General features: G+C 41.6%; 14 protein-coding genes. 10 read left to right on the plus strand and 4 right to left on the minus strand.

The window, feature by feature from the left end:
• The first annotated feature begins 22 nt into the window (after window positions 1–22).
• The 4 genes from opcA (at window position 23) to FNW02_RS08875 (ending at window position 5120) form a co-directional block, all read left to right on the plus strand.
• On the plus strand, window positions 23–1387 hold the full coding sequence (gene opcA, locus FNW02_RS08860) for a glucose-6-phosphate dehydrogenase assembly protein OpcA (RefSeq protein WP_191757183.1): 1365 nt from the start codon (window positions 23–25) through the stop codon (window positions 1385–1387).
• Window positions 1388–1520: 133 nt separating this feature from the next.
• Window positions 1521–2975, plus strand: coding sequence for a cobyrinate a,c-diamide synthase (locus FNW02_RS08865; protein ID WP_191757184.1), 1455 nt, complete (start codon window positions 1521–1523; stop codon window positions 2973–2975).
• A gap of 209 nt (window positions 2976–3184) precedes the next feature.
• Window positions 3185–4222, plus strand: a complete 1038-nt coding sequence (locus FNW02_RS08870; RefSeq protein WP_191757185.1) for a FecCD family ABC transporter permease — start codon at window positions 3185–3187, stop codon at window positions 4220–4222.
• A 121-nt stretch (window positions 4223–4343) separates the two neighbouring features.
• Complete coding sequence (locus FNW02_RS08875; protein ID WP_191757186.1) at window positions 4344–5120, plus strand: ABC transporter ATP-binding protein; 777 nt, start codon at window positions 4344–4346, stop codon at window positions 5118–5120.
• A gap of 95 nt (window positions 5121–5215) precedes the next feature.
• Here FNW02_RS08875 and FNW02_RS08880 read toward each other — a convergent pair whose 3' ends face one another.
• Entirely contained in the window at window positions 5216–6271 is a 1056-nt protein-coding gene (locus tag FNW02_RS08880; protein ID WP_191757187.1) for an EamA family transporter, read from the minus strand.
• Window positions 6272–6634: 363 nt separating this feature from the next.
• Here FNW02_RS08880 and FNW02_RS08885 point away from each other — a divergent pair, with 363 nt between their 5' ends.
• Window positions 6635–7015 (plus strand): hypothetical protein, encoded by a 381-nt coding sequence (locus tag FNW02_RS08885; protein WP_191757188.1) that lies wholly within the window; start codon window positions 6635–6637, stop codon window positions 7013–7015.
• A 605-nt stretch (window positions 7016–7620) separates the two neighbouring features.
• Here FNW02_RS08885 and FNW02_RS08890 read toward each other — a convergent pair.
• Window positions 7621–8283: a GIY-YIG nuclease family protein gene (locus FNW02_RS08890; protein ID WP_191757189.1), complete on the minus strand. Its 663-nt coding sequence runs from the start codon at window positions 8281–8283 to the stop codon at window positions 7621–7623.
• Window positions 8284–8456: 173 nt separating this feature from the next.
• Between FNW02_RS08890 and FNW02_RS08895 the strand changes: the two genes are divergently transcribed.
• The 4 genes from FNW02_RS08895 to FNW02_RS08910 all read left to right on the plus strand — a co-directional run bounded on the left by FNW02_RS08895 (window position 8457) and on the right by FNW02_RS08910 (window position 11895).
• The gene (locus tag FNW02_RS08895; protein WP_191757283.1) at window positions 8457–9386 is read left to right on the plus strand and encodes a carbohydrate ABC transporter permease; all 930 of its coding nucleotides are present in this window, start codon (window positions 8457–8459) and stop codon (window positions 9384–9386) included.
• Between the two features lie 581 nt (window positions 9387–9967).
• On the plus strand, window positions 9968–10510 hold the full coding sequence (locus tag FNW02_RS08900; protein WP_191757190.1) for an inorganic diphosphatase: 543 nt from the start codon (window positions 9968–9970) through the stop codon (window positions 10508–10510).
• A gap of 90 nt (window positions 10511–10600) precedes the next feature.
• Window positions 10601–10984, plus strand: a complete 384-nt coding sequence (gene panD, locus FNW02_RS08905; protein WP_191757191.1) for an aspartate 1-decarboxylase — start codon at window positions 10601–10603, stop codon at window positions 10982–10984.
• Window positions 10985–10995: 11 nt separating this feature from the next.
• A complete protein-coding gene (locus tag FNW02_RS08910; RefSeq protein WP_191757192.1) occupies window positions 10996–11895 on the plus strand; it encodes an MBL fold metallo-hydrolase in 900 nt (299 codons plus the stop codon).
• Window positions 11896–12151: 256 nt separating this feature from the next.
• Here FNW02_RS08910 and FNW02_RS08915 read toward each other — a convergent pair whose 3' ends face one another.
• Complete coding sequence (locus FNW02_RS08915) at window positions 12152–12892, minus strand: peptidylprolyl isomerase (protein ID WP_191757193.1); 741 nt, start codon at window positions 12890–12892, stop codon at window positions 12152–12154.
• Between the two features lie 164 nt (window positions 12893–13056).
• Window positions 13057–13611 carry a helix-turn-helix domain-containing protein gene (locus FNW02_RS08920; RefSeq protein ID WP_191757194.1) on the minus strand — a complete coding sequence of 185 codons (555 nt, stop codon included), beginning with the start codon at window positions 13609–13611 and terminating at the stop codon, window positions 13057–13059.
• Between the two features lie 562 nt (window positions 13612–14173).
• On the opposite strand from FNW02_RS08920, the gene FNW02_RS08925 reads away from it, so the two are divergent.
• The gene (locus FNW02_RS08925) at window positions 14174–14335 is read left to right on the plus strand and encodes a hypothetical protein (protein WP_191757195.1); all 162 of its coding nucleotides are present in this window, start codon (window positions 14174–14176) and stop codon (window positions 14333–14335) included.
• The last annotated feature ends 35 nt before the right edge of the window (window positions 14336–14370 follow it).

Here is a 14370-nt window from a genome sequence, read left to right on the forward strand (position 1 = left end):
ATGACAAAACCCACAATTTGCTATGACTCCCCAAGCTCCTACCATTTTTTCACTCCAAGCACCGAAGGATATTTCGCTCTCAGAAATAGACGCGGAACTTAATCAAATTTGGCAAAGCTACGGCATCACCGGTGAAGACGGTGGGCTTCCGGCTGCTACTCGAGCCACGACATTTACCTTAGTTGTTTACGAACCAGAAGAAACCCAGTATCTACTAGCTGCTTTGGGTTTTTACAACGGCCCGATTGATGGGATTTTAGGGCCGCAAATGGACACAGCACTGCGACAAGTCCAGAAAAAATATGGAGTGCCGGAAACTGGCACAGCAACGCCTGAAACCCTAGCCGTATTACGGGAAGAATTTTCCAAACGTCAGGGAGGGGCTACAGGAGATAATGGTGGTGGTACTTATAGCTTAAATGCTGCAAGCCCCAGAATTGCCGATGAGATCGCCCTTCGCAACCCTTGCCGCATCATTGCCTTATTTCCAATTGCTGGGGAAGATGAAGGGGTCAAAGCTCAAGTTTCTGCCTATTGCCCCATCCAAAAACAATCATCAAGTACACTTATCTGTTGTGAATATATAACTCTTAGTGGCACTGCTGCTGCTTTAGAACGCATAGGTGGGATGATTCCGGCATTGTTGATTGGTGGCTTGCCGAAGTTTCTCTGGTGGAAGGCAACACCAGACCCTAACAACCCTCTATTCAAACGACTAGCAGCAGTCTGCAATAATGTAATTGTAGATTCTTGCAACTTTAACGAGCCAGAAAGCGATTTACTCAGCCTGCAAGAGTTGGTAGAGATTGGCGTTCCTCTGGCTGACCTCAACTGGCGTCGTCTTTCATCATGGCAAGAGCTAACTGCTGAAGCATACGACTCACCCCACCGTCGCGCAGCTCTGAAAGAAATTGACAGAGTAACAATTGATTACGAAAAAGGCAACCCTGCTCAAGCTTTGCTTTTTTTGGGTTGGCTGGCGAGTCGGTTGGAATGGCAGCCAGTTTCTTACCAAAAGGAAAGCGGAGATTATGACATAACTCGAATTCGCTTCGTGGCCCAAGATCAACGACAAGTAGAAGCCGAGTTAGCAGGAGTCCCGGTTGCTGATGTCGGTCAGATTATGGGCGACTTGATTGCCTTGCGCCTCAGTTCAACAAATCCCCAGGCAGACTGTGGTACAGTAATCTGCTCGGAAACTGGTGGTTGTATGCGGATGGAAACACACGGCGGTGCTCAATCCGCAGGTCTATTTCAACAAGTAAGTTCACTTTCGGAACAAAAGGCGGAAGCCTTGCTGAGTCAGCAAGTACAACGCTGGGGTCGTGAGTCACTTTTTGAAGAAAGCCTTGCAGTGACAGCGAAGATTCTCAAACTGGATAATTAAATGATGTAATGAGGACTGAGGATTAGGGACTATGGACTGGGGACTAGGGATTAGGACTAGTCCTGGGAACTAAATTCTTCCCAATTCCCAGTACCCAATCCCCAGTACCCAGTACCCAATACCCGATACCCCTATGGCTTTAGTCATTGCAGGAGAACGTAGTGGGGTGGGCAAGACAACAGTCACGCTCACCCTTTTAGCATCTTTGCGCCGTCGTGGTGGCGTGGTGCAATCTTTTAAGGTAGGCCCAGACTATATTGATCCGATGTTTCATCAGCATGTTACTAGTCGTGCTTGTCGGAATTTAGATCCGGTGCTGACTTCAGAAGCTTACGTTCAAAAATGTTTTGCTCGTCATAGTCAAGAGAGTGAATATGCTTTGGTGGAAGGGGTGATGGGGTTGTTTGATGGAGTGAAGGGATTCGGGAACTGGGGACTAGGGATTGGTGACTGGGAACTAAATTCTTCCCAATACCCAATACCCAGTCCCCATTGCCCCTTATCCCCAGAGGGGGCCCCGAGTTCCCCAATCACCTTTGCCAGTACAGCTCACATCGCTCGGTTGCTAGATTTGCCTGTGGTATTGGTGATTGATTGCAGTCGCTTGTCTGGTTCTGTAGCTGCGATCGCCTACGGCTACCGCTGTTTTGATCCCCGAATTAAAATGGCTGGGGTAGTACTCAATCGCGTGGGCAGCGATCGCCACCTCTCTCTACTTAAAGACTCTCTAGAACCCCTACAATTGCCGATTCTCGGCGTATTGCGGCGTCAGGATAACATCACAATTCCCGATCGCCATTTGGGTTTAGTCCCCACAGCAGAACTACCCCAACTCAATGCTTTAATTGATCGCCTTGCCGATTTAGGAGATACTTGCTTCGACTGGCAACGTTTATTACCCCTATTAAAATCAGAAGCATTCTCCCCCTCTCCACCTCTTTCTCTTCCCCCCTCCATCAAAGTTGCAGTTGCCCGCGATCGCGCTTTTAATTTCTATTACCAAGACAATCTCGATTTGCTGCAACAGTTGGGTGCAGAATTAGTTTTCTGGAGTCCTTTGGAAGATACTCAACTACCAAAGGGTATACAGGGAATGTATTTTGGTGGTGGTTTCCCAGAAGTTTTTGCTCAGCAACTTGCACAAAATACCAGCGTTCGGAATGAGGTGAAAAGAGCAATTCTTGCAGGAATGCCTGCGATCGCCGAGTGTGGAGGATTGATGTATTTGTGCGAGCAAATTATCGATTTTGAAGGTAAATCTTGGTCAATGGCGGGAGTGTTACCGACATCTGCTGTCATGGGTAAACGTTTAACTTTGGGGTATCGTCGCGCAGTAGCTTTGCAGGATAATTTGCTAGTAACAGCCGGTACAAATGTTTATGGGCATGAATTTCATCGTTCCCATTTAATCTCAAATCCCTATCAGCCCTTGTTTGAAGCTTATCGCTACGATTGTGAGGAAAATATGGGACGCGAAGGATGGGGTTTACCTAGGAATGTTCACGCCTCTTATATTCATCTACATTGGGGAGAAAGTGTAGAGATTCCACAGCGATTTCTTAAGCAATGTCTAGACAGTAAACAGTGAACAGTAAACAGTAAACAGTGGTCAGAAAAAAACTGATAACTGATAACTGTTAAACAATGCTTACCACCAATTGGTGGTTTTTTTTAAACCCAAGGATAAACATCTCATTCTTTACTGATAACTGTTCAAGTGAACTACTTACACTGATGCTTCGGTGAGCGTGTAGGTTTCCTGCCCAACAGATAGCGTAGTAGTAGATTTCTTCATCAATGAAAATATTTAATGGAAAATTGACTAGATTATTTTCAACAATTTTTAGCAAGCACCGCGTAATCTGGGCTGTTTTACTCCTCGGTACGGCACTGGTGGTAACGCTAGTGCTGTCCCTGTCTCAAGGTGCAGTACCCTTTAGTATCTCCGAATTTTGGCAAGCAATTCTTCACGAAGGTGATAGCGTCAAACAGACAATCCTCTGGGATTTGCGTCTCCCGCGGATTATCGCTGCTCTCATCGTCGGCGCAGCTTTGGGAATGTCTGGAGCATTGCTACAAGGTATGTTACGCAATAGTCTTGCCGATCCGTTTATTCTTGGCATTTCAGCGGGTGCAGGACTAGTGGTCATTCTCATGATAGTGTTGCAAGTATTCCCAGTCGCGATTCCTTTGGCAGCGTGGATGGGAGCAATTTTGACTTCAGCGATCGTCATTTTGCTCGGTCGTGCAGGATCGGGAATTTCGGTTGAGCGGTTAATTTTAGGCGGAGTAGCTGTAAGCGCTTTATTTGGAGCGGTACAAAGTACATTGCTCTTACTAGCTGAAGACGGTCAAATTCAAATTGCGCTCAGCTGGCTGGTTGGTACTCTTAATGGGCGCGGTTGGAAAGAAATCTCAACGGCTGGCCCTTACATTATTGTCGCACTGCTAGGCGGATGTCTACTGGCGCGGTCGGTTAATGTGCTGGCGTTGGGAGACGATATGGCTGTAGGTTTGGGGGTTTCATTAACGCGATCGCGCCTTTTAATTGGTGGTATCGCCACTCTATTAGCCGCAGGCGCAGTCAGCATTGGCGGCTTAATTGGATTTGTTGGTCTTGTCGTTCCTCACGGTGTCCGCCTCATCGTCGGTACAGATCACCGCTTTGTTTTGCCACTTTCGGCGCTGGCTGGTGCATGGTTACTCACCTTTGCAGATTTACTCTCCAGATTAGGAGCAGTAGAACTACCAGTAGGTTCCGTCACCGCCTTGCTAGGTTCCCCATTATTTATCTGGTTGCTTTATCGTCGTTCTGCTGGCTTTAATAAATTCTGAATACAACGTTTCATAAACTCGAAGCGAATTAAATTTGACAAGACTCTCCATTCCTCTGCATTTACTCCGCGTTCCTCTGCGTTTAAAAACACTTTATTTTTCCTAATTTTAAATTATTAAAATGCCTCTCGAACTGCAAAATCTCACTGGTGGTTACGCCGCAGTACCAATTGTCCAAGATGTTAATCTGACTCTGCAAACAGGAGAATGGTTAAGTTTAGTCGGTGCGAATGGTTCTGGAAAGTCTACATTACTCAAATTGTTGAGCCGTATTCTCTCACCTCAACAAGGAACAGTGCTACTTGATGGCAAAGCAATTCACTCTCAACCACCGAATTTAGTTGCACAAAAACTAGCATTATTACCACAACAACAAACGGTTCCTGTGGGGTTGACAGTGCGGCAATTAGTAAGTTTAGGACGCACGCCACATCAACCCTGGTGGCAATGGGAATTAAACACTGAAGATTGGCAAAAAGTTGAAGCTGCAATTCAAAAAACGCAACTTGAAAAATTAAGCGATCGCCTAGTAGAACAACTGTCAGGCGGTGAAAGACAACGCGCTTTTTTGGCTTTAGCGCTAGCGCAAGAACCAAAGGTATTACTATTAGATGAACCTACAACTTATTTAGATATTAACTATCAATTACAACTCCTGGAACTACTTAAAAATCTGAATCAGCAACAAGAATTAACCATTGTCACAGTTTTACACGAATTGAATTTAGCGGCTCGCTATAGTTCCCGCATCGCTTTGTTAAAACAGGGTCATCTTTGGGAAGTTGGCACACCAGAAAAAGTTCTCAACCCAAACACCATAGAGCAAGTATTTGGTGTCGAATCTGTGATTATTCGCACGCCTGTTGGTTTACAAGTTTGTGCGATCGCTGCTGTATAAATTTCAGATAATATCCAATCCTTAGTTTATATACTAGGACTTATTAGCGTCTCGCAGAGAAGAAATAAGAGTTTCAGAGAGTTATTGCGTAAGTCCTATATACCTTTAAATCCCATACCAGTTTCTATTTCTTGTTTTGCTTGATTAGAGCTAACTTTACTCAAAGCAATACGAGAATTTTGACGCCGAATCCCAATCTGGCTTAAAAATATGCCAACTAAAATTAAACTACCGCCGATATATTGAGCGAATGTAGGAGCTTCGCTCAGTATTAAATAAGCTGCCACTATACCCACAATTGGGACAAAAGAGCTAGCTAAAGAAGCAGCAGAAACCGTAGAAGCTCTCAAGCCTTTGATCCAAAATGACTGACCTAACACCACAATTAAAGCACCATAGAGCAACATCCATCGCCACAGAAAAGGTGAGAACACATCCATGAAATGGTCGCTTCCATATAGTATTAAAGCAAGGAAGAAAAATATTACAGTTCCTAGGGCAGTACGAAAGATACTATAAATTCCCAGAGGAATATGAGAGATTTGTCCTTTGCTAACAATTGTGGCAGCAGACGAAGCCACTGCTCCTGCTGTTGCCAAAAGTTCTCCGATACCCACACTGAAACCTCCCATGTTGATCATGGCTTCCTGTGGAGGCTGAAGAATAATAGTTAGAGTAACACCGATAAATGCTGCGATCGCTCCCACAATTTCCCAAAGATTCACTCGTTCTCTCAGCAACCAAATGGACAAAGCCAAAGTTAAAGGGAGTTCTAACCTACCAACCAAAATCACATTATTAACCTTAGTTAATGCCAGCGCTTGGAAAATTAAACCAGGGGCGATCGCTCCTGATAAAATTGCTACTGCTGTTAGACTGAACCAATCCTTCTTTGACAGTTGCATCAAAGTTGTTTTGTTCCACTGTCGCCAATAAATCAGTATTAGAATGATCAAGGCACACAGATTTCCCACAAACAAAACATTGCATAAAGAAATTGGATTTCGACTACCGATAAAATGTTGAGTACCGATTTCTGTGAGCTTACGAGTAACTGCACTAGATGCTCCAAAAATCAGGATTGCTAACCAGAGATAAGTTTGACCTGGAATTTTGTGGATAAGATGATGCAGTTTTCTCGGTTGAGTCACAATAATACTAATATGAAAATACTGTTAATTATACTCAGCTTATTTTATTAGGTGATTAGATAAATATAAGAAAATACTGAAAATAAACTGAAAAATTAAAATAAGCTGTTATGCATTTAAATTGCACATTACCTCGACATTAAGGTTGACTATTAATCCTTAACTGTCAACAGTTAACAACTACAAAGAGTAATTATGCAATTTAGACGCGCATTAGTTTACCATACTTGTCTGAGAATCTGCTGAATTCAGACTGAATATTCCCAAGGGATAAATTCAGATAAACTCTGGCTTGGTTTCATATAAGCTTCAGTACCAAGTGCGATGCTTTGATTATTCGAGATCAAAGATCAGGAGAAATAAATGAAACTTGCCTCATCCCTACTTACAGGTGTTGCTCTAGCTGGTATTTTGACAGTTTGGGATGTTCCACTCCAGGCTGTGAATCCTTCATTAGTTCGAGCATCAGCCGAGGAAATGAAAGATGCTACGGGTTTAACTGCTCAACAAAAAATTGATATGCTCATCAAGAATAAGGGTAAATTTGGTAGCGGTGATCAGCTACGTCGTTTCTTTTTTGGTGATCTTGAACCGATCGCAGTTCAACCTGGTGGTGCAGGAATGGTAGTCAACCTTTACAATAAAGCCAATAATGTAACGATCGCTTATTGTGCAACTTACGATGTGGTAGTTGCAGTGCAAAAGGGTAAAGTCAATAAGTTTGCTGCTAGTGAAGTCAAATAATTCCTAATTAGAAATTCTTACCTGTGTTCAATGCGCTAGTAGGGTTGGCATTGTAATGCCAGCCCTACTGCGGTCTATTCATATAAAACCTGCTGTAATATATCTCAGAACTTACGCACTCAGATCCCCCAACCCCCTTAAAAAGGGGGCTTTATAAATTCCCCCCTTTTGAAGGGGAGCCAGCGCGGTCTTCTCCCAAAGGGAGAGGCTAGCGCCAAGGGGGTTTCCACGCCACTCCCCACAACGGATAGCGCAGCGAAGCGCGAGTCTTGTCTGCGACACGCTACGCGAACGAGCGTCGGGAACCTCCGCCTTGGGGTGGCTCCCCATGAGCGACTGGCGTGGGCTAGGGGGGATCTAGGTTTCAGCCTTCAGTGCGGTAAGTCCTAATATCTGTATAAGTTCTATAAACTGCCCACACTAAAGGTGTCCTTGCGTACAAATAAGAAGGGACGCCTTATGACTATTTAACCTGATACCAATTTAATTAATGATTGCAACAAATCCTTTGGTAGAGATGTTGCATTGCAACGTCTCTACATGTTCTGTCTGTCACCTTCTTTTTTTAATTGGTATGACTTGCACCAATCTCAATTAGCACCCTTCTAATGCTGAGTTTCTTGTGTCTGTGTGTCGATAATTGCACTCCAGTCATCGTTTTTTACAGCAGCTTCGAGTTGACGCTGGCGTTCGGCTTCAGTTGTATCTATTGTGTTTGACTCTTTAGAGAGGGTTGTGTCAGCCATTGCTTTCCGTAATTTTAACTTTTTCTCTTCGTAGGCTTGACGTTCCACGTCTGACATTGCCGCCTTAGCAACTTCGCCTACCGTACTAGCCCACATTTCGCTTTCGGAAGCATTACCAGCTGGTATGCTATCTAGTTCTGCTATCCACGCGTCTCGTAAATCTTCCATTTCTTGACGCTTGGGAAACTTGAATGTTTGCACACGCACAAAAGCACATTTTTGCTCACCATTTTGGGCGACATGACCATTTAGAGATAGCAACACATTTCGGGAATAGCCAATGTACTGCATACAACTTTCTGTGTCCAATACTGCATAGACACCTGCGATTTTTGCATTCTGAGCAGCTGCACACCAAACCGCAAGAGGCATGATTTCAACCCCATTATTTGCCAATTCAGGGGTTATGCTCACTTCAGTAGTGGTGTGTTCGTTGTCAGAATTATACAAAAAATCATGTAGTCCACGGTGATTTGTGGGGACATTTTGGTGTTCAATTGATAGGTTGTTCTGAGTTTCCATTGCAGTTGCTCCATGTGCAAAAATTGGGCGATGCCTACGGCGGCAAGCTACGCAAATATATGCCTTTAAAATATTGAAGCTTAAATCTACTCACATCCCCAAATCTTTTAGTCTTGAAGATTTTTCCAGAGCAAAACCCCAATATGCGTTACCTTAATCTAAAAAATGCACCGATGAATCAATTGACTTCTAAAAATTGGATGTTTATTAAACAACGGCTGACTCCTTATTTGTTTTTGTTACCTGCCTTAGTTCTTTTAGGGCTAACTGTTTTTTGGCCTGCGCTGCAAGCGTTTTACCTCAGCTTTACCAGTTACGAAGATCTTGCTGAAGCGCCGCAATGGATAGGTCTTGCTAACTTCCTTCAGCTTTGGAAAGATACAGTTTTTTGGAAAACTTTAGAAAACACTTTTTTATATCTTGTGGGTGTAGTACCGATTTTAGTAATTGCTCCTTTAATCTTGGCAATTTTAGTTAATCAGAAACTACGGGGAATGAATTGGTTTAGATCTGCATACTACACTCCAGTGGTGATTTCAATGGTAGTTGCGGGGATAGCTTGGAAATGGTTGTATGCAGAAAACGGCTTACTTAATCAGTTCCTCAAAACTTTGGGTATTTTTCCAGAAGGTATTCCTTGGTTAACTAGCCCTGCTAAGCTTTTTGGAATTGTGCCAATTTCTCTTGCCAGTGTGATGGCTGTGACTGTGTGGAAGGGACTAGGCTACTACATGGTCATTTATTTAGCGGGTTTGCAATCAATTCCTGCTGATGTGTACGAAGCCGCAGCCATTGATGGATCTGATGGTATCCGCAAACACTTAGATATTACCATACCTTTGATGAAGCCGTATTTGGCATTAGTGGCGGTAATTTCAGCTATTTCTGCCACCAAAGTATTTGAAGAAGTATACATCATGACCCAAGGGGGGCCACTCAGTAGCTCGAAAACAATTGTTTACTATCTATATGAGCAAGCCTTCAACAATTTAGAAATTAGCTATGCATGTACAATTGGCTTAGTGTTATTTTTAATAATTTTAGGGCTATCGATTTTACGATTATTGATTAATCATCAAGGAAGCGATAATATTACAATCTAATTTGGCTGTTAGTGGATCAAACAGACAACATAAAATTTTAGCGATCGCCTACATATGGAATGACAGCACTATATTGCTATAAGTCTCAGATAATACTATGTTTAACTCACATTCAATTCGATCTAGATAGAATCTCTAACATAGCTGAAACTCTATTTTTATTCTGATCAATTTGAGTTTCAGCTTTTTTTGTAATTTGGAAAACTCCTCATTATCGTTATTGATTTCATTGTCAATAAATCCTGTGGTATTTCAAACTCCTTAATTCTTCAAAGCTTTATGAAAAGACGTCGGGAAAACTATTCCTTCTCGGTAGGTGATGAAAGACGCCCCAACGCCGTTGACGGTTGACGGTTAACAGTCAACTGTCAACTGTCTTTCGTGTTATCCCATCACATTTTAGGGATAGGATGAGCTTAACTATTCTGATTTTCAGCCTTTATATTCTGTATCACTCACGTTAACCTCAATCCCCAATACAAATGAATACCTTGGGAATAGAGATCCATATTGCCCTAAAATTCTACACGGGGAGTGAAGCTGAATGCTCCCATGATTCACTGTTAGCGGAGGAGTTTTTTGTGGACTTATCTCGTATTCCTGCCCAACCTAAACCGGGTCTAATCAACGTTCTGATTGAAATTGTAGGCGGGAGTAAAAATAAATACGAATACGACAAAGACATACAAGCTTTTGCTCTAGACCGGGTACTTTATTCCTCGGTACAATACCCTTATGACTATGGCTTTGTGCCCAATACCTTGGCCGAGGATGGCGATCCACTGGATGGTATGGTATTAATAGATGAGCCAACCTTTCCAGGCTGTGTTATAGCCGCAAGACCAATTGGATTCCTAGAGATGATTGACGGCGGCGATCGCGATGAAAAAATCCTTTGTGTTCCTGACAAAGATCCCCGCTACGCTCAAATAAAATCCCTGAAAGACTTACCGCCACACCGCTTAGCTGAAATTGCCGAATTTTTCCGCACTTATAAAAATTTGGAAAAAAAGGTAACTGAGATTCGCGGCTGGCAAGATGTTGAAGAGGTTATGCCTTTAGTAGAAAAGTGCGTAAAAGCCGGTAGTGAAAAGGGTCGGGATTCTGATTCTCAAACTACCTGAACAAACCTTCAACACAAGTCAGGCAAAAAGAAAGCACAAAACTTTACTTAACTTGACTTTAGCTCAATTGCCACAGAACTCATAAACGCAATGCAGCGCACGCTCCTTTTGGCAAAAATTCACAACTGTACTCTCACTGGGGCAAATCTCCACTATGTGGGTAGTATCAGTATCGATCAAATCCTCCTAGAGAAAGCTGGCATCTTACCCTATGAACAGGTACAAGTAGTAAATAATGCCAATGGCGAGCGCTTCATTACGTATGCGATCCCGGCTCCTGCCAATTCTGGAATAATTGAGTTAAATGGAGCTGCGGCACGTCTAGGCATTATTGGCGATCGCTTGATTATAATGACTTACGGGCAGTTCACTCTAGAAGAGTTAAAAAGTTACTCTCCTACGGTAGTCATTGTGGATGAAAAAAATCGGCTGTTGGAAGTCCGGCACTACAATGACCTGCTCAGCGAGGTCTAAATTCAAGGAAAATGTCAAATTTTGAGTTGTCGGGTTCTCAGAGTTACCTAACTGAAAAATCAACTACCCCGCTAAGTAACCTATCGGGTGAATTTCTTGTGCAATTCTGGGGTGTACGGGGTTTAATTCCCACCCCAGGCAGTAACACTAGTTGCTATGGTGGCAATACCGCTTGTGTAGAAATGCATGTAGCCGGAAAACGCTTAATTTTTGATGGCGGTACTGGCTTACGCATACTGGGTAAAACTTGGCAACAGCAACAACCGCTGGAAGCTCATTTATTTTTTACCAACTCCCAATCAAATCGTATTCAAGGGTTTCCCTTTTTTGCCCCTGCATTTATTGCAGAAAACTGCTTCCATATTTACGGTACAGCTGCTTCAAATGGAGCCTCAATCAAACAATGTTTATGTGACCAGATGCTCCAGCCACACTTTCCTTATCCTTTGCAGGTAATGCAGTCGGAATTGCAGTTTTATAATCTGACTCCAGACAGGGAAGTGAAGCTAGATGATGTCACTATCACAGTAGCGTTGATCAATCAAACTCAGCGCTCAGTTGGCTATCGAATTACCTGGCAGCAATATAGTGTTGCTTATGTCACAGATTTGCACCAAAATGCCGATGAAGTAGAGCGAGAGCGGATTTTACAGTTTATTAAAGGCGTTGATTTACTGATTGCCAATGCTACCTACACTCCGCCAACGGCTCACAACCACGATTCAGCTGATTTGCATTGGCAAACTGCGGTGAGTGTGGCTCATAACGCTAATGTGCAACGCTTAGTAATCTCTCACCACCACCCAGATGACAATGATAATTTCCTTGACAAAGTTCAAGTTGAACTTGAATTTGTCTTTCCAGAAGCATTACTAGCCCGTGAAGGTTTGATGTTAACTGTTGGTAAATAATTTACAAAAGTTAAAGCAGAAAGCCCACCAGCATCAACCAAGAATCAAGCATTCGTTTAATACCTGATTTTTATGGGTATTTTAAGCATCATTGCTCATAGATAAATGCAACTGTATCTTATCTGCGATCGATGTTCTGACATTGGATTTTAAAACGAATGTTGAGATCTGGTAATTTCAATAAACACAAGCTACAATCACACTGATTGTTTCTTCAATACAACCTTTTACCACCCTACTGTTAGTTTTTGCAATATCACTGTTCAAGCTGTACCAAAATTTTAACTTCCTCAAGTTGTTGTTTTAACCAAGCAGAAAACAAGTCTCCCAAAATCTTACAGCGCAGTGGCTCGTTTAATTGAGGTTGAATGATTTCTTCCACCCAAATAAGATAGATTCCTTCCTGTGTGATCATTGGCTTAAGAATCTGCGGCGGATGGGCAGCAAAGACATAGGCTGCAATCTCCGGTCTAAAATTGCTACGGTGTTGTATTCCGCAATATCCACCAACGCGACGTAGTTCTGGATCTTGTATGTATTGCCTGGCAATCTCTGGGAAACTAATTTTGTTTTCTTGCAGCGCATAAAACAGTTTCCAAGCCAAGTCCTCGTCATCTAAAACAACTTCATAAGTAACAGATGCGGCATAATCAAGTTGGTGTTCAAAAAAAAACGGTTCGACTTGCTTCGCAAATAAATAATTTGCTAACTTTTCAGAAAGCAGGTTAATTCTGGCTAATTCTTTAAACTCATCCAGAGAAAGATAATGTTTTTGTAGCCATATCCAGGTATCTTCAGATTTGATAAGTTTTTTATTTAATCGTATATTATCGGCTGACTGTTGAAGCTCTCCCTTCTCAATTTTAATGCCTGCTTTATCGGCACTATCGGCAATAATTTTACGAGTAGCTATTGCTTCAATTATATCAGGAATTTGGCAGGAAAGTTTGATTTGTTGGATAATGTCTACATCGGAAAAAATAAAAAAGTTTGTCATGATTTAACTCCTAAAAATTTAAAAAATATTTATTATTTAATTACTACTCAATAAAGACATAAACTCCCTTTAGAAAAATTTTTAACCAGAAACTGTAGATGTAAATATGGGATTAGTGATTGGTCTTAATTAATGAAATTGAGTAACCATCAAAAACCAGACCTTCAGGGAAATTGCAGATCGCTTATAGTAATCTCATAATCTTGGGTATCGTTAGTTTCTTTTTTAAGGCTATTGTTTCTTGGTTTCGTAGACAGTCCCATTTGTTTGAGCAGACGGCTAATGTGACGTTCAGTAATTTCAATCCCAATTTCAATTGCTAAATGTTTGCTTAACCATTGTGCCGTCCAGCAGTGAAATGGATAGCCATATTCACGAGGGCTATGGCTTACCAATTCTTTCAAGCGTTGGAGATATTGCTCATTAATACTCTTCGGTCTGCCTATTGGTTGCTCTTGCCATTTGTGAGCTAAACCAGCTTTTGCTACACCAATCCAATATCGCGCCATATGATAGGAACAGCCTAATATTTCACAAATCTGGGTTGGAGATTTACCCTGATCTGCTAGTAACATAATTTCGATGCGACGACAGTACTCTGGTTGTAAACTTGCTTGGAGATTTTTCAGCAGAAATTTCCGTTGAAAAGGCGTTAAAAACTTGCTCTTATTAACGTCGTATTTCTCAAAATATTGAAATTGTTCTTCATTGTATGACATAAATAGTACAAGGTTGAAGTAACTATTAAATGGTCATTGAATAAAATTATTTAAGATTCATTTTTTGTACTAATCGCCATTTTATTAATCTACTTTTTAACAATATTTTTTGAATATTGATTTGATTGCATTTAATAGTATTAAAGGATTTTTAGCAAACACATCTATAAATAGTATTAAAGAAAGTATTCCATTTTTTTTAGAATTCTATCCTAAGAAATATTTTTAATCTAAATTTATTTTTTGATGGCAGCACAAAATATTCGACACATAAAAATGGGTGATTGATAGTGAATGTGCTATAAAATTAATGCACTATATATCTAAATAGCAATTTTTGCTTTTAAGTAGCACTCGTTCTTAAGTAAATATTTCGGACTAAAGATACTTGATAAAGGGTAACAATTACAAGCAAATAGACGATTTAATATATTTCTAGCTATTAGGTAGTTTAGTTAGTTAAAAACTAGTGCAATACAGCGTAAATCAACAGATCATATTAGTGGGAGAATAAATAATCAGGTTAAAACCAGTTTTACCGAACGGATCAAGGAATCACAGTGTGGCAAGATTAACTGCTAAAGCATTAAACTTAATCGATGGCGAGCGTGAACAACTGCAACAATTGACCAACAGGCACAACACGCCGCAACAGATAGTGCTACGAGCCAAAATAGTTCTCATGGCGTCAGATGGTCAAAACCAAATTTGGTGGGGGCTATGACACGAAGTAATTACGAATTACGCGCTTCGCAGCTC

Origin of the sequence: Komarekiella delphini-convector SJRDD-AB1 (genome assembly GCF_014831675.1) — a bacterium.
Taxonomy (GTDB): domain Bacteria; phylum Cyanobacteriota; class Cyanobacteriia; order Cyanobacteriales; family Nostocaceae; genus Komarekiella.